The 20,678-nt window shown below is 63.3% G+C and carries 17 protein-coding genes; 8 read left to right on the top strand and 9 right to left on the bottom strand.

Annotated features, from left to right (window positions below; translation table 11 throughout):
- Nucleotides 1-31 precede the first annotated feature (31 nt).
- The gene (gene glgX, locus P5704_001485) at nucleotides 32-2,182 is read left to right on the top strand and encodes a glycogen debranching protein GlgX (protein ID WOF79205.1); all 2,151 of its coding nucleotides are present in this window, start codon (nucleotides 32-34) and stop codon (nucleotides 2,180-2,182) included.
- Nucleotides 2,183-2,414: 232 nt separating this feature from the next.
- Entirely contained in the window at nucleotides 2,415-3,266 is an 852-nt protein-coding gene (locus tag P5704_001480; GenBank protein ID WOF79204.1) for a M23 family metallopeptidase, read from the top strand.
- Between the two features lie 67 nt (nucleotides 3,267-3,333).
- Here P5704_001480 and P5704_001475 read toward each other — a convergent pair whose 3' ends face one another.
- Genes P5704_001475 through P5704_001465 form a run of 3 tightly spaced genes read right to left on the bottom strand, consistent with a single transcriptional unit; the run spans nucleotide 3,334 to nucleotide 5,019 of the window.
- Nucleotides 3,334-3,855 carry a cytochrome b gene (locus P5704_001475; GenBank protein WOF79203.1) on the bottom strand — a complete coding sequence of 174 codons (522 nt, stop codon included), beginning with the start codon at nucleotides 3,853-3,855 and terminating at the stop codon, nucleotides 3,334-3,336.
- 28 nt (nucleotides 3,856-3,883) lie between these two features.
- A complete protein-coding gene (locus P5704_001470) occupies nucleotides 3,884-4,165 on the bottom strand; it encodes a DUF2218 domain-containing protein (GenBank protein ID WOF79202.1) in 282 nt (93 codons plus the stop codon).
- Between the two features lie 29 nt (nucleotides 4,166-4,194).
- Nucleotides 4,195-5,019 (bottom strand): class III extradiol ring-cleavage dioxygenase, encoded by an 825-nt coding sequence (locus P5704_001465; protein ID WOF79201.1) that lies wholly within the window; start codon nucleotides 5,017-5,019, stop codon nucleotides 4,195-4,197.
- Between the two features lie 102 nt (nucleotides 5,020-5,121).
- On the opposite strand from P5704_001465, the gene P5704_001460 reads away from it, so the two are divergent.
- The 5 genes from P5704_001460 to P5704_001440 all read left to right on the top strand — a co-directional run bounded on the left by P5704_001460 (nucleotide 5,122) and on the right by P5704_001440 (nucleotide 10,272).
- A complete protein-coding gene (locus P5704_001460) occupies nucleotides 5,122-6,042 on the top strand; it encodes a LysR family transcriptional regulator (GenBank protein WOF79200.1) in 921 nt (306 codons plus the stop codon).
- 270 nt (nucleotides 6,043-6,312) lie between these two features.
- A complete protein-coding gene (locus P5704_001455; protein ID WOF79199.1) occupies nucleotides 6,313-7,230 on the top strand; it encodes a DUF72 domain-containing protein in 918 nt (305 codons plus the stop codon).
- Entirely contained in the window at nucleotides 7,227-8,030 is an 804-nt protein-coding gene (locus P5704_001450) for an endonuclease/exonuclease/phosphatase family protein (protein WOF79198.1), read from the top strand. The genes P5704_001455 and P5704_001450 overlap by 4 nt, the downstream gene beginning before the upstream one ends.
- Nucleotides 8,027-9,268, top strand: coding sequence for a cardiolipin synthase ClsB (gene clsB, locus P5704_001445; protein WOF79197.1), 1,242 nt, complete (start codon nucleotides 8,027-8,029; stop codon nucleotides 9,266-9,268). Before P5704_001450 ends, clsB begins: the two co-directional genes overlap by 4 nt.
- A complete protein-coding gene (locus P5704_001440) occupies nucleotides 9,265-10,272 on the top strand; it encodes a lysylphosphatidylglycerol synthase domain-containing protein (GenBank protein ID WOF79196.1) in 1,008 nt (335 codons plus the stop codon). The genes clsB and P5704_001440 overlap by 4 nt, the downstream gene beginning before the upstream one ends.
- 299 nt (nucleotides 10,273-10,571) lie before the next feature.
- Here the strand turns inward: P5704_001440 and glgB are convergent, their stop codons facing one another.
- From glgB to P5704_001420, 4 genes are all read right to left on the bottom strand, one after another.
- A complete protein-coding gene (gene glgB / locus P5704_001435) occupies nucleotides 10,572-12,785 on the bottom strand; it encodes a 1,4-alpha-glucan branching protein GlgB (GenBank protein ID WOF79195.1) in 2,214 nt (737 codons plus the stop codon).
- On the bottom strand, nucleotides 12,778-16,104 hold the full coding sequence (gene treS / locus P5704_001430; protein ID WOF79194.1) for a maltose alpha-D-glucosyltransferase: 3,327 nt from the start codon (nucleotides 16,102-16,104) through the stop codon (nucleotides 12,778-12,780). Before treS ends, glgB begins: the two co-directional genes overlap by 8 nt.
- A 138-nt stretch (nucleotides 16,105-16,242) precedes the next feature.
- The gene (locus P5704_001425; GenBank protein ID WOF79193.1) at nucleotides 16,243-18,255 is read right to left on the bottom strand and encodes an alpha-1,4-glucan--maltose-1-phosphate maltosyltransferase; all 2,013 of its coding nucleotides are present in this window, start codon (nucleotides 18,253-18,255) and stop codon (nucleotides 16,243-16,245) included.
- Between the two features lie 129 nt (nucleotides 18,256-18,384).
- Nucleotides 18,385-18,606 carry a hypothetical protein gene (locus tag P5704_001420; protein ID WOF79192.1) on the bottom strand — a complete coding sequence of 74 codons (222 nt, stop codon included), beginning with the start codon at nucleotides 18,604-18,606 and terminating at the stop codon, nucleotides 18,385-18,387.
- On the opposite strand from P5704_001420, the gene P5704_001415 reads away from it, so the two are divergent.
- Complete coding sequence (locus tag P5704_001415) at nucleotides 18,605-18,769, top strand: hypothetical protein (protein WOF79191.1); 165 nt, start codon at nucleotides 18,605-18,607, stop codon at nucleotides 18,767-18,769. The two genes, P5704_001420 and P5704_001415, sit on opposite strands and share 2 nt — an antisense overlap.
- 24 nt (nucleotides 18,770-18,793) lie before the next feature.
- Here P5704_001415 and ligD read toward each other — a convergent pair whose 3' ends face one another.
- Nucleotides 18,794-19,714, bottom strand: a complete 921-nt coding sequence (gene ligD, locus P5704_001410; GenBank protein WOF79190.1) for a non-homologous end-joining DNA ligase — start codon at nucleotides 19,712-19,714, stop codon at nucleotides 18,794-18,796.
- Nucleotides 19,715-19,726: 12 nt separating this feature from the next.
- Nucleotides 19,727-20,677 carry a Ku protein gene (locus P5704_001405; protein ID WOF79189.1) on the bottom strand — a complete coding sequence of 317 codons (951 nt, stop codon included), beginning with the start codon at nucleotides 20,675-20,677 and terminating at the stop codon, nucleotides 19,727-19,729.
- Nucleotide 20,678: the final 1 nt, after the last annotated feature.

Below are 20,678 nucleotides of genomic sequence, written 5' to 3'. Positions count from 1 at the left end.
CGTCATCCGGAATGCGCCTTTTGGAGATTTCATGAGTAAGAAAAAGCCCTACGTGCCGCAGGTTACGACCCCATCCAGGATCAGCGAGGGCTTGCCCTTCCCTCTTGGGGCAACCTGGGATGGTCTGGGCGTCAATTTCGCCATTTTCTCCGCCCATGCCACCAAGGTAGAACTCTGCCTGTTCGACCCCAGTGGTGAAATAGAACTCGAGCGTATCGAGTTGCCCGAGTACACCGATGAGATCTGGCACGGCTACCTGCCGGATGCGCATCCCGGGCAGATCTACGGCTACCGCGTATACGGTCCGTACGACCCGGAGAACGGCCACCGCTTCAACCCGAACAAGCTGCTGATCGACCCCTATGCCAAGCAGTTGGTGGGCGAGCTGAAATGGTCGGAGGCGCTGTTCGGCTACACCATCGGCCACCCTGATGGCGACCTCAGTTTCGATGAGCGCGACAGCGCCCCCTTCGTGCCCAAGTGCAAGATCATCGACCCGGCCTTCACCTGGGGTCGCGATCATCCGGTGCAGGTGCCCTGGGACAAGACGATCATCTACGAGACTCACGTGCGCGGTTACACCATGCGCCACCCGGCGGTAGCGGACGATGTGCGCGGCACCTTCGCCGGCTTCAAGACGCCGGAAGTGATCGACTACATCCGCAAGCTTGGCGTTTCCTCGATCGAGCTCTTGCCGATCCATGCCTTCGTGCAGGACCAGCATCTGCTGGAAAAGGGCATGGCCAACTACTGGGGCTACAACAGCATCGCCTTCTTCGCGCCGCACCCGAAGTATCTGGCCAGCGGCAAGATCACCGAATTCAAGGAGATGGTCGCGCACCTGCACAACGCCGATCTCGAGGTGATTCTCGATGTGGTCTACAACCACACGGCCGAAGGCAACGAGCGGGGCCCGACCCTCTCCATGCGCGGCATCGACAACGCCTCGTACTACCGCCTGATGCCGGACGACAAGCGCTACTACATCAATGATTCCGGCACCGGCAACACGCTGGACATGAGTCATCCCTGCGTCCTGCAGATGGTTACCGACTCGCTGCGCTACTGGGCGACCGAGATGCACGTGGATGGCTTCCGCTTCGATCTAGCGACCATTCTCGGCCGCGAGCACGATGGTTTCGACGAGCGTCACGGCTTCCTCGTCGCCTGCCGCCAGGATCCGGTGCTGGCCAAGACCAAACTGATTTCCGAGCCCTGGGACTGCGGCCCCGGTGGCTATCAGGTCGGCGGTTTCCCGCCGGGCTGGGCCGAGTGGAACGACCAGTTCCGCGATACGGTGCGCTCGTTCTGGAAAGGTGACGACGGCCAGCTGGCCGATTTCGCCAGCCGTCTCACCGGTTCCGGCGATCTGTTCAACCAGCGCGGGCGGCGTCCGTTCAGCTCGGTCAACTTCGTCACCGCTCATGACGGCTTCACATTGAAGGACCTGGTGTCCTACAACCACAAGCACAACGAAGACAACGACGAAGACAACCGCGACGGCAGCGACAACAACCTGTCGTGGAACCACGGCGTCGAGGGGCATACCGACGACCCGGAGATCAACGAGCTGCGCTATCGGCAGATGCGCAATTTCCTCGCCACGCTGCTGTTCTCCCAGGGCACGCCGATGATCGTTGCCGGTGATGAATTCGCCCGCACCCAGCACGGCAACAACAACGCCTATTGCCAGGACAGCGAGATCGGCTGGGTCAACTGGGACATCAGCGAAGATAGCTATGGCCTGCTGGGCTTTGCCCGCAAGCTCATTCGCTTGCGCCAGCGCTTCCCGATGCTGCGCCGCGGGCGCTTCCTGGTCGGTGCCTACAATGAAGAACTGGGCGTGAAGGACGTGACCTGGCTGGCACCGAATGCCGAGGAGATGTCCATCGAGCAGTGGCAGGACGCGCACAACCGCTGTATGGGCATGCTGCTCGACGGCCGAGCCCAGCCCACCGGCATCCGACGTGCAGGCTCCGACGCGACGCTGTTGATCATCGTCAACGCCCATCACGGCCTGGTGAATTTCACGTTGCCGGAGGTGCCGCAGGGGATCTACTGGAACCGCCTGATCGACACCAACCACCCGACCGCTCGACCGGAACGGTTCGACTTCAACGACGAATACGCCGTGACCGGCCGTTCGCTGCTGATGCTCGAACTGATCAAATCCGACGAGTGACCAAATACGCCTCGGCCCAGTGCGGCCGGGGCGCTTTCGCTTTCTTTATCCGGGTACGTACCCCGGTATCCGCTACAGGTTTACTCCCGCACCCGCGCGCAAAAAACGACACGCGGTAGTGAACCTCATTGCGTGACTCAAGTCCCAAAACCAGCGCGGCCCCTAACCAACCCAACGGATTCGTTCTGCTCGTCGCCGGCAGCCTTGTCTTTTCCGTGATGGATCACACGTCATGCTCCCTCTGCGACCGCTTCTTTATCCCCTTCTATTAGTGCTCGGGCTGACACCTCTGGTGCCGGCCTTGGCTTCCAGCAATCAGGCAAAAGCCGACAAACCGGGCTCGGTGCGCCTGTTCATCAACCGTGCCGGCAGCGGCAAGGCGATGGACGTCAGCAACACGCTGGAAGTACCGGTCGAGGTCACCTTGCGGCTGACGCGCATGGTCAATGTGGCCGGCGTTGGCAACGGTGTGATTCGCAAGACCATACCGGCCAACAGCCGCGTTCGCGTGGCTACCCTGAGCAAGCGCAAGGCCGGCGGGCCGATCATGTTCAAGCATTCGTTCAGCTACGCGATGCTGTTCTCGCCGGAGCCGGATCAGCCTGATTCGGTCTCGGTGCCAGGGCCGGCGTATGCGCTGCCCTGGCAAGGCGGACCGTTCCGCATCTCCCAGGGCGCTGGCGGCGATTTCAGCCACAACTCGCCCAGCGGCCGCTATGCCGTGGATATCGCCATGCCTGTCGGCACCCCGATCGTGGCGGCGCGGGCGGGCACCGTGGTGAAGATTCGCAATGGCCAGGGCGGTCGGTTTCCCGACCCGGCCGGCAACTATGTGCGCATCGAACACGAGGACGGCACCCACAGCGCCTACCTGCATCTGAGCCGCGGATCGGTACGGGTCAAGCCAGGGCAGCAGGTCAAGGTCGGAACGCTGCTGGGCAAGTCCGGCAACACCGGCCGCAGCACCGGCCCACACCTGCACTTCGTGGTGCAAAAGGCCTATGGCAGCTCGATGTTGTCGATTCCCTTCCGCTTCAACCAGCCGGTTAGCTCGCTGCCCAACTTTGCGTTGAGCAGCCAGTGAAGCCAGGGCGTAGGGTGCGCCCGTTTCGTATACGGCCCTCCGGTTTGCGACGAAACGGGAACAGCCCCTAGAGCATGCGCTGCATGATGTCGTCGCGCTTGATCAGGCGGTGATACAGCGCAGCGCCGATATGCCCGAGCACCAGCAGAACGGTGAGCCAGGCCAGCGGTGAATGCACGCTGCCGAGTGAGGCGGCCCTGGCGATTTCCGGGCCTTTCTCCACCATCTGCTGACCGAACACCTTGAGCCCGTAGCCATTGCCGACCAGATACAGCACACCGCTGATCGGCATCAACAGCATGCAGCCGTACAGCGCCAGGTGACCGCCCTTGACCAACCACGCCGTGGCCGGATCGTGCGGTGGGCGCTGCTTGAGCTGGCTCGCCGCCCAGACGATGCGCAGTACCACCAGTACCAGCAGCACCGCGCCCAGGGAAACGTGCCAGGGCACCAGGGTCTGCCCGACCCAGTGCTCGCCTTCGGCGATGCGGTCGCCCAGCTTGAGAAACTGCCAGACGATCAGCAGCGCCATCAGCCAGTGGAATGTTCGCGAGATGCTGCCGTACTTCGTTCTCGAGTCGTTGATCATGGGGGCTTGCTCCTTGTGGTTGACGATCTCAGGACTGCCAGTCGATGCTCAGTGGCTCGTCACCAGCCATGCGCAGCAGATGATCGGCGACCACCGTCTGCAGGCGCTGCAGTTGCTCCTGATCGGCAGAGGCCAGCTGCGCGTCCACATGGCCTTCGGCAATGCGCAGGTTGCAGTTCCCGAGCGGTAGCTCGATAGCCCCGCCCTGCTCGTCCAGCTGCACGGGAAACTTGTGCCGCCAGTGGTTGCACAGCCGCTTGATCAGCCGCTGCGGGTTCTCGGCCGCGATATGAGCATGTGATCGATACATCGTTTGTTCTCCTCTAGAAAATTTCCGTGTCAGCCGAAGCGATAGGCTGACAGCGTGGTGTGCATGACACGGTCGCTGAAAACCTTGCGCCCGATGGAGTCGCCGCCCGCGCCAGCCGCGACCAGCAGCGGAAGCAGATGCTCCTCGGCGCGCGGCGGATGGCATAGACGTGCCGACGGCGCCTGTTCCCAGCGTTGCAGCGCAAGCTCGCGTTGCTCGGGCGCGGCTTCGATCGCGGCGCTCAGCCAGTGATCGAACTCGTCGGAGATCGCCGCGAAACGTGGGTCGCCGTAGCCGCGCATGTTGTGGAAGCTCATGCCGCTGCCGACGATCAACACCCCGTCCTTGCGCAGGTCCTGCAAGGCACGACCGGCCTCGATATGCGCCCGAGGGTCGAGATCACTGCGCAGCGAGAGCTGCACCACCGGAATATCCGCGTCGGGAAACATCAGCTTCAGCGGGATGAACATGCCGTGGTCGAAGCCGCGCTGCGCGTCCTCGCGGCCACCGAGCGAAGCGCCTTCGAGCAGGCCGGCGATACGCGCAGCCAGGCGCGGTTCACCTGTAGCCGGATAGCGCAGCTCATAGGTATGTGGCGGAAAGCCGTGATAGTCGAAGATCAGCGCCGGCCGTGCAGCGCTGGTGACGCTGAACGTCGGCTGCAGCCAGTGCCCGGAAATCAGCACGATGGCCGTGGGCTTCGCCGGCAGCGTCGCAGCGATGCCCTTGAGGAAATCGGCCGTGGCATTCCAGGCGGTCGGCGGGTTCCACTCCATGAAGAAGCAAGGCCCGGCGCCATGCGGCACGAACAGCGTCGGCATGGTTCGATCGGTAGCAGGATCACTGGCAATCATCAGCGGACTCCATGAAGGACGTGCGACAAAGCATGGCCTACACTCACTGGTTATAGAACCCGCTAAAAAGCACAGACAGTTTTAACCAGGAGTAGGAGCGCGATGCTCGATCGAATCACCGGCATGCGCGTATTCGTCCGCGCCGCCACGGCTGGCAGCCTCTCGGCAGCGGCGCGTCATCTGGACATGTCGCCGGCGATGGCCAGCAAGCATGTCGATGCGCTGGAAGCCCGCCTCGGGGTCAAGTTGTTCCACCGCAGCACGCGTCGCCTGAGCCTTACCGAGGCCGGCAGCAACTATCTGGAGGCCTGCCAGCGCATCCTTCCGGAGATCGAGGAAGCCGAGGCCAGCGTTGCGTCGCAGCGGATCGAGGCCACCGGGCTGTTGCGCATGAATGTGCCGCTGACGTTCGGCACGCAATTCATCGCCCCGCTCATTCCGGAATTCAGCCGTCGCCATCCCGCGGTGAAAGTGGAGCTCGGCCTGACCGACAGCCGGATCGACCTGATCGATGGCGGCTGGGACATGGCCGTGCGCATCGGCAGGCTGCAGGACAGCCCCATGCAGGCGCGGCAGCTTGCAGACTGCCCGTTATTGGTCTGTGCCGCGCCGCGCTACCTGGATGAGCGAGGCGTGCCGCGCAGCGTCGCCGATCTGGGACAGCACAACTGTCTCGGTTACAGCCTGGCGAGCCTCGCCGCGGGCAAGGTCTGGCCTTTCGGTCGCAATGCCGAAGTGCGGATCGCAATCAGCGGCGATCTGGTCGCCAACAATGGTGAAGCCCTGGTGGCCGCCGCGGTCGGTGGCCAGGGCGTGATCTACCAGCCGCAGTTCATTGTCGCCAAGGCGCTGCGCAGCGGTGAGCTGGTCGCCCTCGAGCTGGATCAGCCGTGCGTCGAGCTCGGTGGGATTCATGTGGTCTACCCGCCTGATCGCCGTCCACCGGCCAAGGTCCGGGTCATGATCGACTATCTGGTCGATGCCTTTTCCGTTGACCTGCCGTGGAGCCTGCAGTTGGACTGAGTCGGCCCTACTCCAGCCGCGCAAGCGCAGCCCAGAGCGCATCCACCACGCTAAAACTGCCACCTCAGCGATAGAAAAGGTGAACCGCTACTGCGCGCAAAAGTCGGAACAGATGTGCGCACTGGCGATGTACGCACTTGTCTGGGCGAATTGGAGTGGTTATGAAAGCGGTCAATCCCATCACCGGTGAAACGCCCTGCAGAGCAGCTGCCGTCGCCGGTGCTTCGGCAAGCGCAGCGTTCGTTCTGATTGCACGGTAGGGCCGACCGCATGGCAAACATCCATATCGGCATATCCGGCTGGCGCTACGCGCCCTGGCGCGGTGATTTCTACCCCAAGGGACTGACGCAGAAGAAGGAACTGCAGTTCGCCTCGCGCGCGGTGAGCAGCATCGAGATCAATGGCTCGTTCTATTCGCTGCAGACCCCGGAGCGCTATGCCGACTGGTACGCCGATACGCCAAAGGGCTTCGTCTTCAGCATCAAGGGACCGCGCTATATCACCCACATTCGTCGCCTCAACGACGTGGAGATGCCCCTCGCCAACTTCTTCGCATCGGGTATCTTTCGGCTCGAGGAAAAATTGGGGCCGATCCTCTGGCAGTTCCCGCCTTCGTTTAAATTCGATGCGGCACTGTTCGAGACTTTCCTTCGCCAACTGCCCCACGATACCGAAGCCGCGCTGGCCATCGCCAAAGCATGTGAGCCCCGCATGGAGGGGCGCAGCTACCTGTCCATCGACCGCAAGCGGCCGATGCGGCACGCGGTGGAAATCCGCAACGCCAGTTTCGTCGAGCCCGAATTCATCGACCTGCTGCGCAAGTATCGGGTCGCGCTGGTGGTGGCCGACACCGCCGGCAAGTGGCCGCACCTTGAAGACCTCACCAGCGACTTCGTCTACATCCGCCTGCATGGCGCCGAAGAGCTCTATACCAGCGGCTACACCGATACCGCGCTGGACCACTGGTGCCATCGCATCCAGCGCTGGAGCGACGGCGAGCAGCCCGATGACGCGCGCCTGACCAGCCCACGCAAGCCACGGCCGCGAAAATCCCGCGCGGTGTACTGCTATTTCGACAACGACGTGAAGGTTCGCGCGCCCTATGACGCGCGGCAACTGCTGCGCCGGCTCGGCCTGGATGAACATCTGCAGGCCACGCCTGGCCAACTGGAAGGAGCAATGGTTTGACTCTGGACAAAAATCACCCGATCGAAAGCGCCGACCTCGATGCCCATATGGCCACAGCGGTCAATTCGATCCGCATTCTCACGGTCAATACGCACAAAGGCTTCACCGCACTCAACCGTCGCTTCATCCTCCCCGAGTTGCGTGAGGCGGTACGCAGCGTCTCGGCGGATGTGGTGTTCCTGCAGGAAGTCCTCGGCACGCACGACAAGCACGCACTGCGCTTTCACAACTGGCCGTCCACGCCGCAGTACGAGTTCCTGGCCGACAGCATCTGGACCGATTTCGCCTACGGCCGCAACGCGGTCTACCCGGACGGCGACCACGGCAACGCCCTGTTGTCGAAGTTTCCGATCATCCGCTACGAGAACCTCGACATCTCCATCGCCGGTCCCGAACGGCGCGGCTTGCTGCACAGCGTGCTGCAGGTGCCGGGCCACGAGGAGTTCCATGCCATCTGCGTGCACCTCGGCCTGCGTGAGGCGCACCGCCAGCAGCAGCTGGAGCTGCTCTGCAACCTGCTCGACTCGCTGCCCACAGGTGCGCCCGTGGTGGTCGCCGGGGACTTCAACGACTGGCGACTCAAGGCCACCAAGACGCTGGACCGCTGCGCCGGCCTGCATGAGGTCTTTGCCGTGTCCCAGGGCCGGGTGGCGAAAACCTTTCCGGCACGCTGGCCGATGCTGCGCCTGGACCGTATCTACGTGCGCAATGCCAGCAGCCACGACGCGCGAATCCTCGGTAACAAACCCTGGACGCACTTGTCCGATCATCTGCCCCTAGCGGTGGAGATACATCTATGAGTTACCACTGGAGAGACGGAAATCGCCTTCAGTTACTGGAAAACGGCGAAGAGTTCTTTCCTCGAGTGTTCGAGGTCATCGCCCAGGCCAAGAAAGAAGTGCTGCTGGAAACCTTCATCCTGTTCCAGGACAAGGTAGGCACGGAGCTACAGAAAGCGCTGATCGCCGCCGCGGAAAACGGCGCCAGCGTCGATGTGACCGTGGACGGCTACGGCTCGGCGGACCTGCATGGTGAATTCGTCACCGCCATGACCCGGGTCGGCGTGCGTATCCACATGTTCGACCCCGGCAAGCGCCTGCTCGGCCGCCGACTCAACGTGTTCCGCCGCATGCACCGCAAGATCGTCGTGGTCGATGGCGAGATCGCCTTCATCGGCGGTATCAACTTCTCCGCCGATCACCTGGGCGACTTCGGCCCGGCTGCCAAGCAGGACTATGCCCTGCAGGTGGAAGGTCCCGTGGTGCGTGATATCCACCACTTCGCACTGGCGCAGATCGCACCGGACAAGCCGACCCATCGCTGGTGGCGGCGGCGCATGCGCCATCAGACGCCGGGTTACGGTGGCGTCAGCCGCGGCGAGGCGCGAGCGTTGTTCGTCATCCGCGACAACGACCAGCACCGCAACGACATCGAGCAACACTACCTGCAGGCGATTCGAGATGCACGCTCCAGACTATTGATTGCAAACGCTTATTTCTTTCCTGGCTATCGCGTGCTGCGGGAAATCCGCAATGCCGCGCGGCGCGGCGTACGGGTGCGGCTGATCCTCCAGGGCGAGCCGGACATGCCCATCGCCAAGTTCGGCGCGCGCATGCTCTACAACTACCTGATGCGCGATGGCGTGGAGATCCACGAGTACTGCCGCCGCCCGCTGCATGGCAAGGTCGCGCTGGCCGACTACGAGTGGTCCACGGTGGGCTCGAGCAACCTCGATCCGCTGAGCCTGTCGCTCAATCTGGAGGCCAACCTGATCATTCGTGATCATGTGTTCAATCGCCACCTGCACGAGCGCCTCGACCATCTGCTGCAGACCGACTGTCGGCGCATTCCGCTGGAGCGGATCATCCGCGGTTTCTGGTGGCGCGCGCCGCTGGCCTTCCTGATCTTCCACTTCCTGCGGCATTTCCCGGGGTTGGTGAGCCTGTTCCCCGAGCACAAGCCGCGCCTGGAGCTGATCGACCCGGACAACCGCCCACTCGACCCCGTACCCTCCCCCTTGCAGCGAGACCACCAATGAGCCAGACCACCCCGGCCGAGGCGAAAAGCGGCTGGCGCCGACGCTGGCCGCTGATCAAGAAGATCCTCACCTATGTCTTCTTCGCCCTTATCGTCGGCCTGCTGATCGGCCTGGCGCGCAACCTCGACTGGGCAGAGGTCTACAAGACCCTGCGCAACTACCAGGCGAAAACGCTCTGGATGGCCGGCGCGGCCGCCTTTGGCAGCTACCTCGTGTACTGCTTCTTCGACGTATTGGGCAAGCGCTACGCACGGCATGACCTGCCGGTCCGGCAGATCCTGCCGGTGACCTTCGTCTGTTATGCCTTCAACCTCAACCTGAGCGCCTGGGTCGGCGGCATTGCCCTGCGTTTCCGCCTGTATTCGCGTCTGGGGTTGAAGCCATCGCAGATCACGCGGGTGTTCACCATGAGCATCCTGACCAACTGGCTGGGCTACATGTGGCTGGCCGGGGTGATCTTTGCCATGGGCTGGATCCAGCCGCCGGCCAACTGGGAAATCGGCTTCACCGCCCTGCGGGTGCTCGGTGCCGGCCTGCTGGTCGCGTGCGTGGTGTATCTGTGGCTGTGCGGTTTCTCCAAGCGCCGCTCGTGGACCATACGCGGCCATGAGATCCAGCTGCCTTCATTGCGCCTGGCGCTGATTCAGCTGGTGCTGGGCGCAGCCAACTGGTCGCTGATGGCGCTGGTGGTGTACTTCATGCTCTCCCAGAAGGCCGCCTATCCCGAAGTGCTCGGCATCCTGATGATCAGCAGCATCGCCGGCGTGGTTACCCACATCCCGGCCGGGCTCGGGGTCATCGAGGCGGTATTCGTGGCGATGCTCGCCGACGAGATGAGCAAAGGCGCCATCGTCGGCGGTCTGATCGGCTACCGGGTCATCTACTTCCTGATCCCGCTACTGTTCGCCACCTTGGTCTATGTGGTGCTCGAAGCACGGGCGAAGAAACTGCGTAGCAGCAACCAGGCCGGCGACCAGCAGGCTGCCTCCCAGGAAACGAGCTGAGGGTTAGCGAAGCGACTTTCTGGGAAGACCGCGACTTCAGATGTGCTCCGTTCGACGCGAAGGCCGCTCCCGCAAGGGCGGGTGCTCCAACGGAGCTAGCCGCCTGACGGCTCTGTCAGCGACATGCTCGATCGCGGTATCTGTGGAAGTGGCCTTGACCGAGAATCGGGGTACGTAACGGCGTCTACGACGCATCTTCCAGGCACTCAAGAAAGCAAAGGCACGCCCCAAGAGGCCCTCTCCTTTCCCTCAAAAAAACGCCGCTCAGGTTGCCCCGAGCGGCGCTTGATCGCTGCGTCTCAGACCTGCGGCCGCAATACCAGCACGCCCAGCGGCGGCAGGGTCAGTGACAGCGAGACCTTCTCGCCGTGGCTCTCGATCGGCTCGGCCAGCATGCCGCCGCCATTGCCGGTGTTCGAGCCGCCGTAGCATGCCGCGTCGCTGTTGAACACCTCCAGCCACTTGGCCTCCACCGGAACGCCGATGCGGTAGGCCTCACGCACCACTGGCGTGAAGTTGGCGAGCACCAGCAGCGGATGCCCGGTCGAGCTCTTGCGCAGCCAGGCGAACACGCTGTTGGCGCGGTCGTCGCCTATCAGCCACTGAAAGCCCTGCGGGTCGCTGTCCAGTTCGTGCAAAGCCGGTTCCTGGCTGTACAGTCGGTTCAGATCGCGCACCAGGTTCTGCACGCCACGGTGATCGGCCTCTTCCAGCAGGTGCCAGTCCAGTTCGCGGTCGTGGCTCCACTCGCGCCACTGGCCGAATTCGCAGCCCATGAACAGCAGCTTCTTGCCCGGATGGGTCCACATGAACGAAAGATAGGCGCGCAGGTTGGCGAACTTCTGCCAGCGATCCCCGGGCATCTTGTCCACCAGAGAGCCTTTGCCGTGGACCACTTCGTCGTGGGAAATCGGCAGCACGAAGTGCTCGGAATAGGCGTAGACCATGCTGAAGGTCATCTTGTCGTGGTGGTACTGCCGATTGATCGGGTCTTCCTGGATGTACTTCAGCGAGTCGTGCATCCAGCCCATGTTCCACTTGTAGGAGAAGCCGAGACCACCTTCGCTGGTGGGCTTGCTGACCCCTGGAAAGGCCGTCGATTCCTCGGCGATCACCAGCGCGCCGGGGGTTTCCGTGGCCACCACGTCGTTCAGATGACGGAGGAAATCGATCGCCTCGAGGTTCTCGCGCCCGCCGTGGCGGTTCGGGATCCACTCGCCCTCCTTGCGCGAGTAATCGCGATAGAGCATCGACGCCACCGCATCGACACGCAGGGCATCGACGTGGAATTCACGCAGCCAGTGCAGCGCCGAAGCGAGCATGAAACCATGCACCTCGGTGCGGCCGAGGTTGTAGATGTAGGTATCCCAGTCCTGATGGAAGCCCTCGAACGGGTGCGCGTATTCGTATAGCGCGGTGCCGTCGAATTCGCCGAGGCCATGGGCGTCGGTGGGAAAGTGCGCCGGCACCCAGTCGAGGATCACGCCGATGCCGGCGTTGTGGCAGGCGTCGACGAACTCGGCGAAATCATGGGCGTTGCCGTAGCGCGCGCTCGGTGCGAACTGCGAAAGCAGCTGGTAACCCCAGGAACCGCCGAACGGATGCTCCATGATCGGCATCAGCTCGATGTGGGTGAAGCCCATGTCCACCACGTAGGGGATCAGCCGCTCGGCCAGCTCGTGCCAGTCATACAGGCGGCCATCGTCACCGCCGTCACGTCGCCAGGAGCCCGCATGCAGCTCATAGATGCTCATCGGTGCCTTGATCGACTGGCGCGCCGCGCGCTGCTGCAGCCAGCCATGGTCCTTCCATTGGTAATCCAGCGGACGGGCGATGACCGAAGCGGTTCCCGGCGGATGCTCGGTTGCCAGGGCGATCGGGTCGGCCTTGAGCGGCAGGATGCCATTCGGCCCGAGAATCTCGTACTTGTAGGTGTCACCGGGCTGCAAGCGCGGAATGAACAGCTCCCAGACGCCGGACGGAAAGCGCAGCCGCATCGGATGACGGCGGCCGTCCCAGCCGTTGAAGCTGCCGACCACCGACACGCGCCGAGCATTGGGCGCCCAGACGGCGAAACGCACGCCCTGCACACCGTCGACTTCCAGCACCTGCGAGCCGAATACCCGGCCGATCTGCCGGTGATTGCCTTCGGAGAACAGGTGCATGTCCAGCTCGCCCAGTTGCGGGCCGAAGCTGTAGGGATCTTCGGTGATCTGCTCGCCGCCGGCCCAGCGAATCTTCAGCAGGTAGGGTTGCTGATGTGGCAGGCGAACGAAAAAGAACCCGGGCACCTGCCCCTGCTCCATCACGGCGAGCAGTTGCTCATCGCGATCGAGCACTTCGGCACCCAGGGCGTTGGGCAGGTAGGCGCGAATCACCATTCCCTCGCCGTCCGGGTGCGGCCCGAGAATGGAAAACGGATTGCCATGCTCGGCTCGCACCAGCGCGTCCACATCGGCGTCGCTGGGCATCAGGGTTTCCCCTGGCATGGTCAGAACCGGGCGATCAGTCATTGGAGCCTCCATCGAAAAGCTGTTGTGCCAGGGCCAGCAATCCCTGTAGCGGGACGGGCAACCAAGTGGGTCGGTTCTCCGCTTCGTAAACGATCTCGTAAGCGCATTTTTCCAGGCTGAACAGCAGCAGTGCAGCATTCGCGCCATCCGCGTCGCGCCAGTCGTGCGGCAATTCGGCGGTCGCCTGGCGATAGGCTTCGAGGAAGGCCGTCTGCGCACTGCTCTGGTAGCTCGCCGCGATACGTTGCCGCGCCTGATCGGCTTCGGACGTGCTGTCGCTGATCTGCGCACCGCGAATGGTCATGGCCGCGGCGTATTCGAACGAACGCAGCAGGCCTGAGACATCCTTGAACGGACTATGTTTGGCACGCCGTTCATCCAGCGAGCGGGCCGGCTCCCCTTCGAAGTCGATGAAGTAGGCATCGCCCTGCACCACCAGCACTTGGCCGAGGTGCAGATCGCCGTGGACACGGGTCCGCACGCCACCAACGGTTCTAGCAGCCAGACGTTGCACTTGTTCGAGCAGTTCGTCGCGCCGCGCCAGCAGCTGGCCGAGCGCGGTGGCCTCCTTGCGATCGAAGCTCGAGCGATGTTCCTCGAGGCGCTGCAGCGCCTGCTCCAGCTGCGCGCTGACGCTCTGCTCCCACTGCTTGGCGTCGGCTTTGCTGGTGCTTTCGTAGGCAAAGGCCGGATCTTCAGTCGGCGTGGCAAGCGCCATGTGCATCTCGCCGAGCCGCTGGCCGAGCAGGCGGTTGAAGGCCTGCAGTTCGTCGAGGGCGCTGAACTGGTTCTCGTGCATCGACACGCCACCAGCGATCTCGTCACGCACCGCGCGGTCGAGGTTGTTCAACGTCCACACCCAGGCGTCGCCCTGGCTGTCGAGGAAGTGCTGGATCACCATCAGGGCCACCGGCTCGCCCTGCTTGTTGATGCGGCTGACCTGGCCGAGCATGCCGGAGATATGGGCGAAGCCGCGTTCGGTGAGGAAACCGCCCATTTCCAGTTCAGGGTGGATGCCCGGTGCCACGCGACGGAGCAATTTGATCATCACCTTGTTGTCGATGATCGCCGAGCTGTTCGACTGCTCCGCGGAGATGAAGCGCACCTCGGGGTGCGCCGGCAATTGCAGGTCGGCCAGCTGCGGCATCGGCACGAAGCGGATCTCACCGTCGTTGCAAGGCAGCACCAATTCATCGCGCAGGCCCTGAATCACTGCGGCGCTGAATTGCTCGAGGGCGAAGGCATCGGTCATCAGGCCGACCTGCGGCCCGCGGCGCACCCGCGCCAGGGCCAGTTGCTGCGGCAATGCGACCTCGAACTCGGTCTCGGCCAGGAAACCCAGCGGCAGCTGGTATAGATCGCTGCGCCCGGCGGATTCCACACAAAGCTCGCTGAGCAGCACCGGGCGGTTCGGATCGCCGAACGGCACGCAATAGCTGATGCGGATCGACTCGATCGCTACGTCCTTGGCCGCGAACCAGCGCCGTTTCGGCAGATAGGCCGGCAGCGCTTCGGTTTCCAGAATGCGCCGATTGGTAGCGGTCAGGGTATCCAGGCGCTTGAGTACCAGCGTCTGGAAGTCCGGCATGGTGTCCACCGGCTCCTGGTGCCAGCTTGGCATCTGGTTGGTCAGCGCGAGCTGGAACCAGTAGAAGCCATAGGGCGGCAAGGTCAGCAGATACGGCAGTTGGCCGATGGGCGGGAAGGCACTGCCGCCGACCATCTCCACCGGCACCATGCCGGCGTACTGCGACATTTCCAGCTCCGCAGCCTGGGCGGAGCGCGAGACGTTGGCGACGCAGAAGATGATCTCGGTTTCGCCGTTCGCTCCGGTGAATTCGCGCAGGTAGGCGAGGATGCGCCGGTTGCTCGGGGCGAGCATCTTCAGCGTGCCGCGGCCGAAGGCCTTGAACTGCTTGCGGATGGTCAGCATCCGCCGCGTCCAGTTGAGCAGCGAATGCGGATCGCGCTGCTGCGCCTCGACGTTGATCGTGTAGTAGCCGTAGAGCGGGTCCATCACCGGTGGCAGCACCAGGTTCGGTGGGTCGGCGCGGGAGAAACCGCCGTTGCGGTCCACCGACCACTGCATCGGCGTGCGTACGCCGTCGCGGTCGCCGAGAAAGATGTTGTCGCCCATGCCGATCTCGTCGCCGTAGTAGATCACCGGCGTACCGGGCATGGAGAGCAGCAGACTGTTGAGCAACTCGATCCGCCGCCGGTCACGCTCCAGCAGCGGCGCCAGGCGCCGGCGTATGCCCAGGTTGATCCGTGCACGCTTGTCCGAGGCGTAGTAGTTCCACAGGTAGTCGCGCTCCTTGTCGGTCACCATCTCCAGCGTCAGCTCGTCGTGGTTGCGCAGGAAGATCGCCCACTGGCAATTGTCCGGGATGTCCGGCGTCTGGCGCAGGATGTCGGTGATCGGGAAGCGGTCTTCCTGAGCGATGGCCATGTACATGCGCGGCATCAGCGGGAAGTGGAAGGCCATGTGGCATTCGTCACCCGGCCCACCGTCTTCGCCGCCGAAATACAGCTGGGTGTCTTCCGGCCACTGGTTGGCTTCGGCGAGCAGCATGCGGTCGGGGTAGTTGGCGTCGATTTCGGCGCGGATCGCCTTGAGCACCGCATGGGTCTCCGGCAGGTTCTCGTTGTTGGTGCCGTCGCGTTCGACCAGGTAAGGAATCGCATCCAGACGCAGGCCGTCGATGCCCATGTCCAGCCAGTAGCGCATCACCGCCAGCACGGCCTTCATCACCTGCGGATTGTCGAAGTTGAGGTCCGGCTGGTGCGAATAGAAGCGGTGCCAGAAGTACTGCTTGGCCACCGGGTCCCAGGTCCAGTTGGATTTCTCGGTGTCGAGAAAGATGATTCGCGTGCCGTCGTATTTCTTGTCGGTATCCGACCAGACGTAGAAATCCCGGGCCGCTGAGCCCTTCTTTGCCTTGCGTGCACGCTGGAACCAGGGGTGCTGGTCGGACGTGTGGTTGATGACCAGCTCGGTGATCACCCGCAACCCACGCTTGTGCGCCTCGGCGATGAAGCGACGGGCGTCGGCCATGCTGCCGTATTCGGGATGCACACCGCGGTAATCGGCGATGTCGTAACCATCGTCACGCCGCGGCGACGGATAGAACGGCAGCAGCCAGATGGTATTCACCCCGAGGTCGGCGATGTAATCCAGCTTCTCGATCAGGCCGGGGAAGTCGCCGACGCCGTCGTTGTTCGAATCGAAGAAGGATTTCAGGTGCACCTGATACACCACCGCGTCCTTGTACCAGAGCGGGTCCTTGATGAAAGCGGCGGGCTTGCGCGGTTTTGCCATGTTCTTCATTCCTGTCGCGGTGTGAAGGCCCCAAGCCGGATCGGCGCGTAAGGCAACGGCAGAGCTACAGCTGAAGCCACATCAACAAAGCTTCATAAGTCTTTGATATGTTTTGGGTTAGCAGCTGCGCTCGAGAATTCACTTGAGGTCCGGGTCCGGCTCCTGTGCGGTCAGGCGCCAGATGCCGAACGGCAGATGCCAGGGTTCGATCCGCATCCACTGGGTCTTGCCGTACCAGGTCCAGCGATGGCCATTCATCAGGTCCTCGCCCTGGGTATGGGCGTCATCCGGCAGGCCGAGCTCCCACAACGGCAACTCGAAATTTGCCTCCTGGGCGTTGTGCGGATCGAGGCTGACGGCCACCAGGATGAAGTTCGACAGGTCTGGTGTGCGCTTGCCGAAGTAGAGGATGTTGTCGTTCCAGGCCATGTAGGCCTTGAAGCCCAAGTGCGTCTGCAGTGCCGGGTTCTGCCGGCGGATGCGGTTGAGCTGGGCGATCTCGGCAATGATATTGCCCGGTGCGCGGTAGTCGCGGACGCGAATCTGGTACTTCTCCGAGTCCAGATATTCCTCCTTGCCCGGAATCGGTGCCGACTCGCACAGCTCGAAGCCCGAATACATGCCCCACAGCCCCGAACCCATGGTCGCCAGCGCGGCGCGGATCAGGAACCCGGCGCGGCCGGAGTCCTGCAGGAAAAACGGGTTGATGTCCGGCGTATTGACGAAGAAGTTCGGCCGGTAGCAGTCGCGCAGCGGCGGCTCGTTCAGTTCGGTGAGGTACTCGCTCAGCTCGGTCTTGGTGTTGCGCCAGGTGAAGTAGGTGTAGCTCTGGCTATAACCGATCTTGCCCAGACGCGCCATCATGCCGGGGCGAGTGAAGGCCTCGGAGAGGAACATCACGTCGCGGTCGCGCTCGCGGATATCGGCGATCAGCCATTCCCAGAACGGCAATGGCTTGGTGTGCGGGTTGTCGACCCGAAACACCTTCACGCCCTGCTCCACCCAATGCCAGACCACGTCGCGCAGCGCCAGCCAGAGCTCGGGCATGGCGTCTTCGGCATAGAAGTCGACGTTGACGATGTCCTGGTACTTCTTCGGTGGGTTTTCGGCGTATTTGATCGTGCCGTCCGGCCGCCAGGAGAACCAGCCCGGGTGCTCTTTCAGCCACGGGTGGTCCTGCGAGCACTGGATGGCGAAGTCCAGGGCGATCTCCAGGCCATGCTCGCGGGCCGCGGCGACCAGCTCGCGGAAATCGTCGAGCGTGCCCAGCTCGGGATGGATGGCATCGTGACCGCCGTCCTCGCTGCCGATGGCATAAGGGCTGCCCGGATCGTTCGGGCCGGCCTGCAGACTGTTGTTCGGGCCCTTGCGGTGCTGGCGACCGATCGGGTGGATCGGCGGGAAATACAGCACGTCGAAACCCATGTCGCGAATCGCCGACAGGCGCTTGTGCACATCGCGGAAGGTGCCGTGGCGATTGGGATCGTCGGTCTCCGAGCGTGGAAACAGCTCGTACCAGCTGGCGAACTGTGCCAGCGGGCGTTCCACATCCAGCGGATACACACGGCTGCGGCTGCAGTGCTCGCGTGGGTCTGCCGCAGCCATCGCCACGGCCGTCTCCTGTGCGAGCAACAGCGACACGCGCTCGTCATCGGTATGCGCCATGCCAAGGCGGTGCATCAGATCGTCGAGCACCGCGCGATTCTCGCCCTGTGCTCGTGCGGTGGCCTGCTCCAGCAGCAGACGCCCTTCTTCCAGCTCCAGATGCACCGGAACACCGGCCGTGTGCTTCTTCGACAGCTCGTAGCGGTAGCTCTCGAATACGTCCCACCAGGCCTCGATGACGAACTCATGTTCGGCGACCTGGGTGGGCGTGAACTGGCCTTGCCAGGCGTCGTTACCGAGCAGCTTCAGCCGTGCCCGTCGCCAGCTGGTTTCGCCTTTTTCACGCCAGCACACGGCGGCGGCGAGCTGGTCGTGGCCGTCAGCGAAAATCTTGCTGGTCACGACCACTGGCTGGCCGATGACCGCCTTGGCAGCGAAGCGTCCCTCATCCAACACCGGCAAGGTGGATTCGATGGCGATGCGCGGCATCTGCAGGGCTTCTTCGAGTCGAGGGTGAATCGTCGCGGTAGGCTGTGCATCGCTCATCGAACGGGCTCCTGGGGCGCATGGGTTCGGGTTGCCCGAGCCGCCTCTGGACGCGTCATCGTCGGTTCGGGAGGCGACCGGTACGGTTTTCGTCGGCTCTTTCTTCCGAGCCAAGGGACCCTGGAAAGTTCAGCCCCGCGCGGCCGTTAGCCAGCCCGTCCGGCGACCGGTCGAGGGAATGCTGCGGTTACCGGTTTCAAGCCTCGGCAAGCGGGTACCGAACCCGCCCACGCCGACTGTCGTCAGTGCCGCGAGCGCCGACGATTGGCCGGAACCCCATCCATACAGGCCGATCAATGCAGAACGGCCGCCAAGGTTACGCTGGCGGGCGAACACCAGGAGAACGAGCATGACTCACGTGCGACCCGATGTGCCGCAACCCGACCCGATCGTGCATGACAAGCCGGGCGATGTGCCGCAGGTGCCTTGTGCCGAGGAGCTGGACGAGCACAAGCCCGGCGCGCCATACGGGAACCAGACCGTGGCGGACACCGACGATCCCCAGACGACCTGATCGCTCGTCAGCCACGCCGTTGCATCAACCCTTCTCCAGGCGCTTGAGCAGTGCCTGCGTCAGTCCCTGGCGAACGGCGCCGTAGCGCGCCCAGGGGTCGCTGCGCAATGCCTGCAACCGTTCATCCAGGTTGCCGATGTTCCAGCAGTCCGCGCTTTCCAACTGCGCCAGCTCCTCACGCTCAATAGGTACGGATACCGCCAGCCCCGGACGTGCCCTGACCGAGTAGGCGGCAACGGTGCTCGCCCCGCGCTGGTTGCGCAGGTAATCCACGAAAATTCGCCCGACCCGATTCTGCGGCCCCATTTTGTCGACGATCAGCTCCGGCGCCTCGCGCGCCAGCCGCTCAGTGACCGAGCGAGCGAACTGCCGGACCAGGTCCCAGTCGTGCCGACGGTCGAGCGGCACCACGACATGCATGCCGCGGCCTCCGCTGGTCTTGAGGAAGGCCTGCAGTCCCAGGTCGTCCAGCAGCTGCAGGGTCAGCTCGGTCGCCTCCACCATGCTCGACCAGGCTAATGCGGGATCGGGGTCGAGATCGAAAATGACTCGATCGGGCCGCTCGACGCGATCGCTGCGCGCGTTCCAGGTGTGGAACTCGACGGTACCCATCTGCACGGCCTCGATGACCGCGGTGATGTTGTCCGCCTGGATCAGCCGCGCATGCTCAGGGTCGAGGTTTTTCGGCAGTGCGCGCATGTGCGGCATCTTCAACCGACCACAATGGCGCTGGAAAAAGCTCTCGCCGTCGACACCGTCGGGCGCACGAACGATGGACAGTGGCCGGCCAGCCAGTTGCGGCACCAGTCGGTCGGCGATTCCCAGGTAGTATTCGGCCAGCGCAAGCTTGGTTGCCCCGCTGGCCTTGTCGATCACCCGTTGTGGATTGCTGATGCCGACGCCGCCCACCAGCGGGCGGCTGCCGCTCTTGCGCTGTTCTGGCATGGGTTACCCCGATCAGCTCGCCTTCTTGCTGGATTTGCTGCCCGCCGCTGGCGCCTTGCGCGTGCGCGAAGCCGACGAGGAGGACTTGCTGGTCTTGGCCTTGCTCGCAGTCTTGGGCTTGACCGGCGCTTTTTCCTTCTCCTCGTCATCTTCGTCTTTGCTGGCCTTGCCCGACTTGCCGGCAAGGCTGCGCTTGAGCAATTCGGTAAGGTCGATGACATCCGCCGAGCGACGATCCACCGCCTCCTCCGGCCCGCCGACGGCTTCCAGCTTGCCTTCGCGGGCCTTCTTCTCCACCAGCGCCATGATCTGGTCCTGGAAGGTGTCCTTGTACTGTTCCGGCTTCCACTTCTCGGTCATGTCCTCGACCAGGCGCTTGGCCATGTCCAACTCACGCTCGGCCAGCTCCGGATCGAGGGCCTCGTCCTTCAGCTCCAGGTACTCGACGCCGCGTACCTCGTCGGCCCAGCGCAGGGTGTTCATCACCAGCGCCTTGCCCAGCGGCATCAGCACTGCCAGGTGCTGTTTGTTGCGCAGCACCACGTTGGCGATGCCGACCTTACCGGTCTGGATCAGTGTCTCGCGCAGCAAGGCATAGACCTTTTCGCCACGGCGGTCCGGCGTCAGGTAATACGGCGTGTCGATGTAGAGAAAGGAAATGTCCTTGGCATCAACGAAGGCGACGATATCCACGGTCTGGGTCGCCTTGGGATGCGCGCCTTTGATCTCGTCATCGCTGATCACGACGTAGTGACCCTTCTCGTACTCGACGCCCTTGACGATGTTCTCGCTGTCGATGTCTTCGCCGGTGGTCTTGTTGATGCGCTTGTAGCCGACCCGGTCCATGCTGCGTTTGTCCAGCCAGTCGAAATCGATGCCCTGGCGGGTGGTGGCCGGTACTAGCGCCACCGGGATGTGTACCAGTCCGAAACTGACTGCGCCTTTCCAGATCGTGCGTGGCATG

Origin of the sequence: Pseudomonas sp. FeN3W (genome assembly GCA_030263805.2) — a bacterium.
GTDB classification, from domain to species: domain Bacteria; phylum Pseudomonadota; class Gammaproteobacteria; order Pseudomonadales; family Pseudomonadaceae; genus Stutzerimonas; species Stutzerimonas stutzeri_G.
Note: the sequence above shows the minus strand (reverse complement) of the source record. Positions and strands in the feature narration are given on the sequence as shown.

What these genes read in the sequence shown, in the direction of transcription:
- P5704_001455 (WOF79199.1), top strand. Translation starts at nt 6,313, where the DNA reads ATGGCAAACATCCATATCGGCATATCCGGCTGGCGCTACGCGCCCTGG.
- P5704_001480 (WOF79204.1), top strand. Translation starts at nt 2,415, where the DNA reads ATGCTCCCTCTGCGACCGCTTCTTTATCCCCTTCTATTAGTGCTCGGG.
- ligD (WOF79190.1), bottom strand. Translation starts at nt 19,714, where the DNA reads ATGCCAGAACAGCGCAAGAGCGGCAGCCGCCCGCTGGTGGGCGGCGTC.
- P5704_001415 (WOF79191.1), top strand. Translation starts at nt 18,605, where the DNA reads ATGACTCACGTGCGACCCGATGTGCCGCAACCCGACCCGATCGTGCAT.
- P5704_001460 (WOF79200.1), top strand. Translation starts at nt 5,122, where the DNA reads ATGCTCGATCGAATCACCGGCATGCGCGTATTCGTCCGCGCCGCCACG.
- P5704_001475 (WOF79203.1), bottom strand. Translation starts at nt 3,855, where the DNA reads ATGATCAACGACTCGAGAACGAAGTACGGCAGCATCTCGCGAACATTC.
- P5704_001470 (WOF79202.1), bottom strand. Translation starts at nt 4,165, where the DNA reads ATGTATCGATCACATGCTCATATCGCGGCCGAGAACCCGCAGCGGCTG.
- glgX (WOF79205.1), top strand. Translation starts at nt 32, where the DNA reads ATGAGTAAGAAAAAGCCCTACGTGCCGCAGGTTACGACCCCATCCAGG.
- clsB (WOF79197.1), top strand. Translation starts at nt 8,027, where the DNA reads ATGAGTTACCACTGGAGAGACGGAAATCGCCTTCAGTTACTGGAAAAC.
- glgB (WOF79195.1), bottom strand. Translation starts at nt 12,785, where the DNA reads ATGACTGATCGCCCGGTTCTGACCATGCCAGGGGAAACCCTGATGCCC.
- treS (WOF79194.1), bottom strand. Translation starts at nt 16,104, where the DNA reads ATGGCAAAACCGCGCAAGCCCGCCGCTTTCATCAAGGACCCGCTCTGG.
- P5704_001440 (WOF79196.1), top strand. Translation starts at nt 9,265, where the DNA reads ATGAGCCAGACCACCCCGGCCGAGGCGAAAAGCGGCTGGCGCCGACGC.
- P5704_001425 (WOF79193.1), bottom strand. Translation starts at nt 18,255, where the DNA reads ATGAGCGATGCACAGCCTACCGCGACGATTCACCCTCGACTCGAAGAA.
- P5704_001465 (WOF79201.1), bottom strand. Translation starts at nt 5,019, where the DNA reads ATGATTGCCAGTGATCCTGCTACCGATCGAACCATGCCGACGCTGTTC.
- P5704_001420 (WOF79192.1), bottom strand. Translation starts at nt 18,606, where the DNA reads ATGCTCGTTCTCCTGGTGTTCGCCCGCCAGCGTAACCTTGGCGGCCGT.
- P5704_001405 (WOF79189.1), bottom strand. Translation starts at nt 20,677, where the DNA reads ATGCCACGCACGATCTGGAAAGGCGCAGTCAGTTTCGGACTGGTACAC.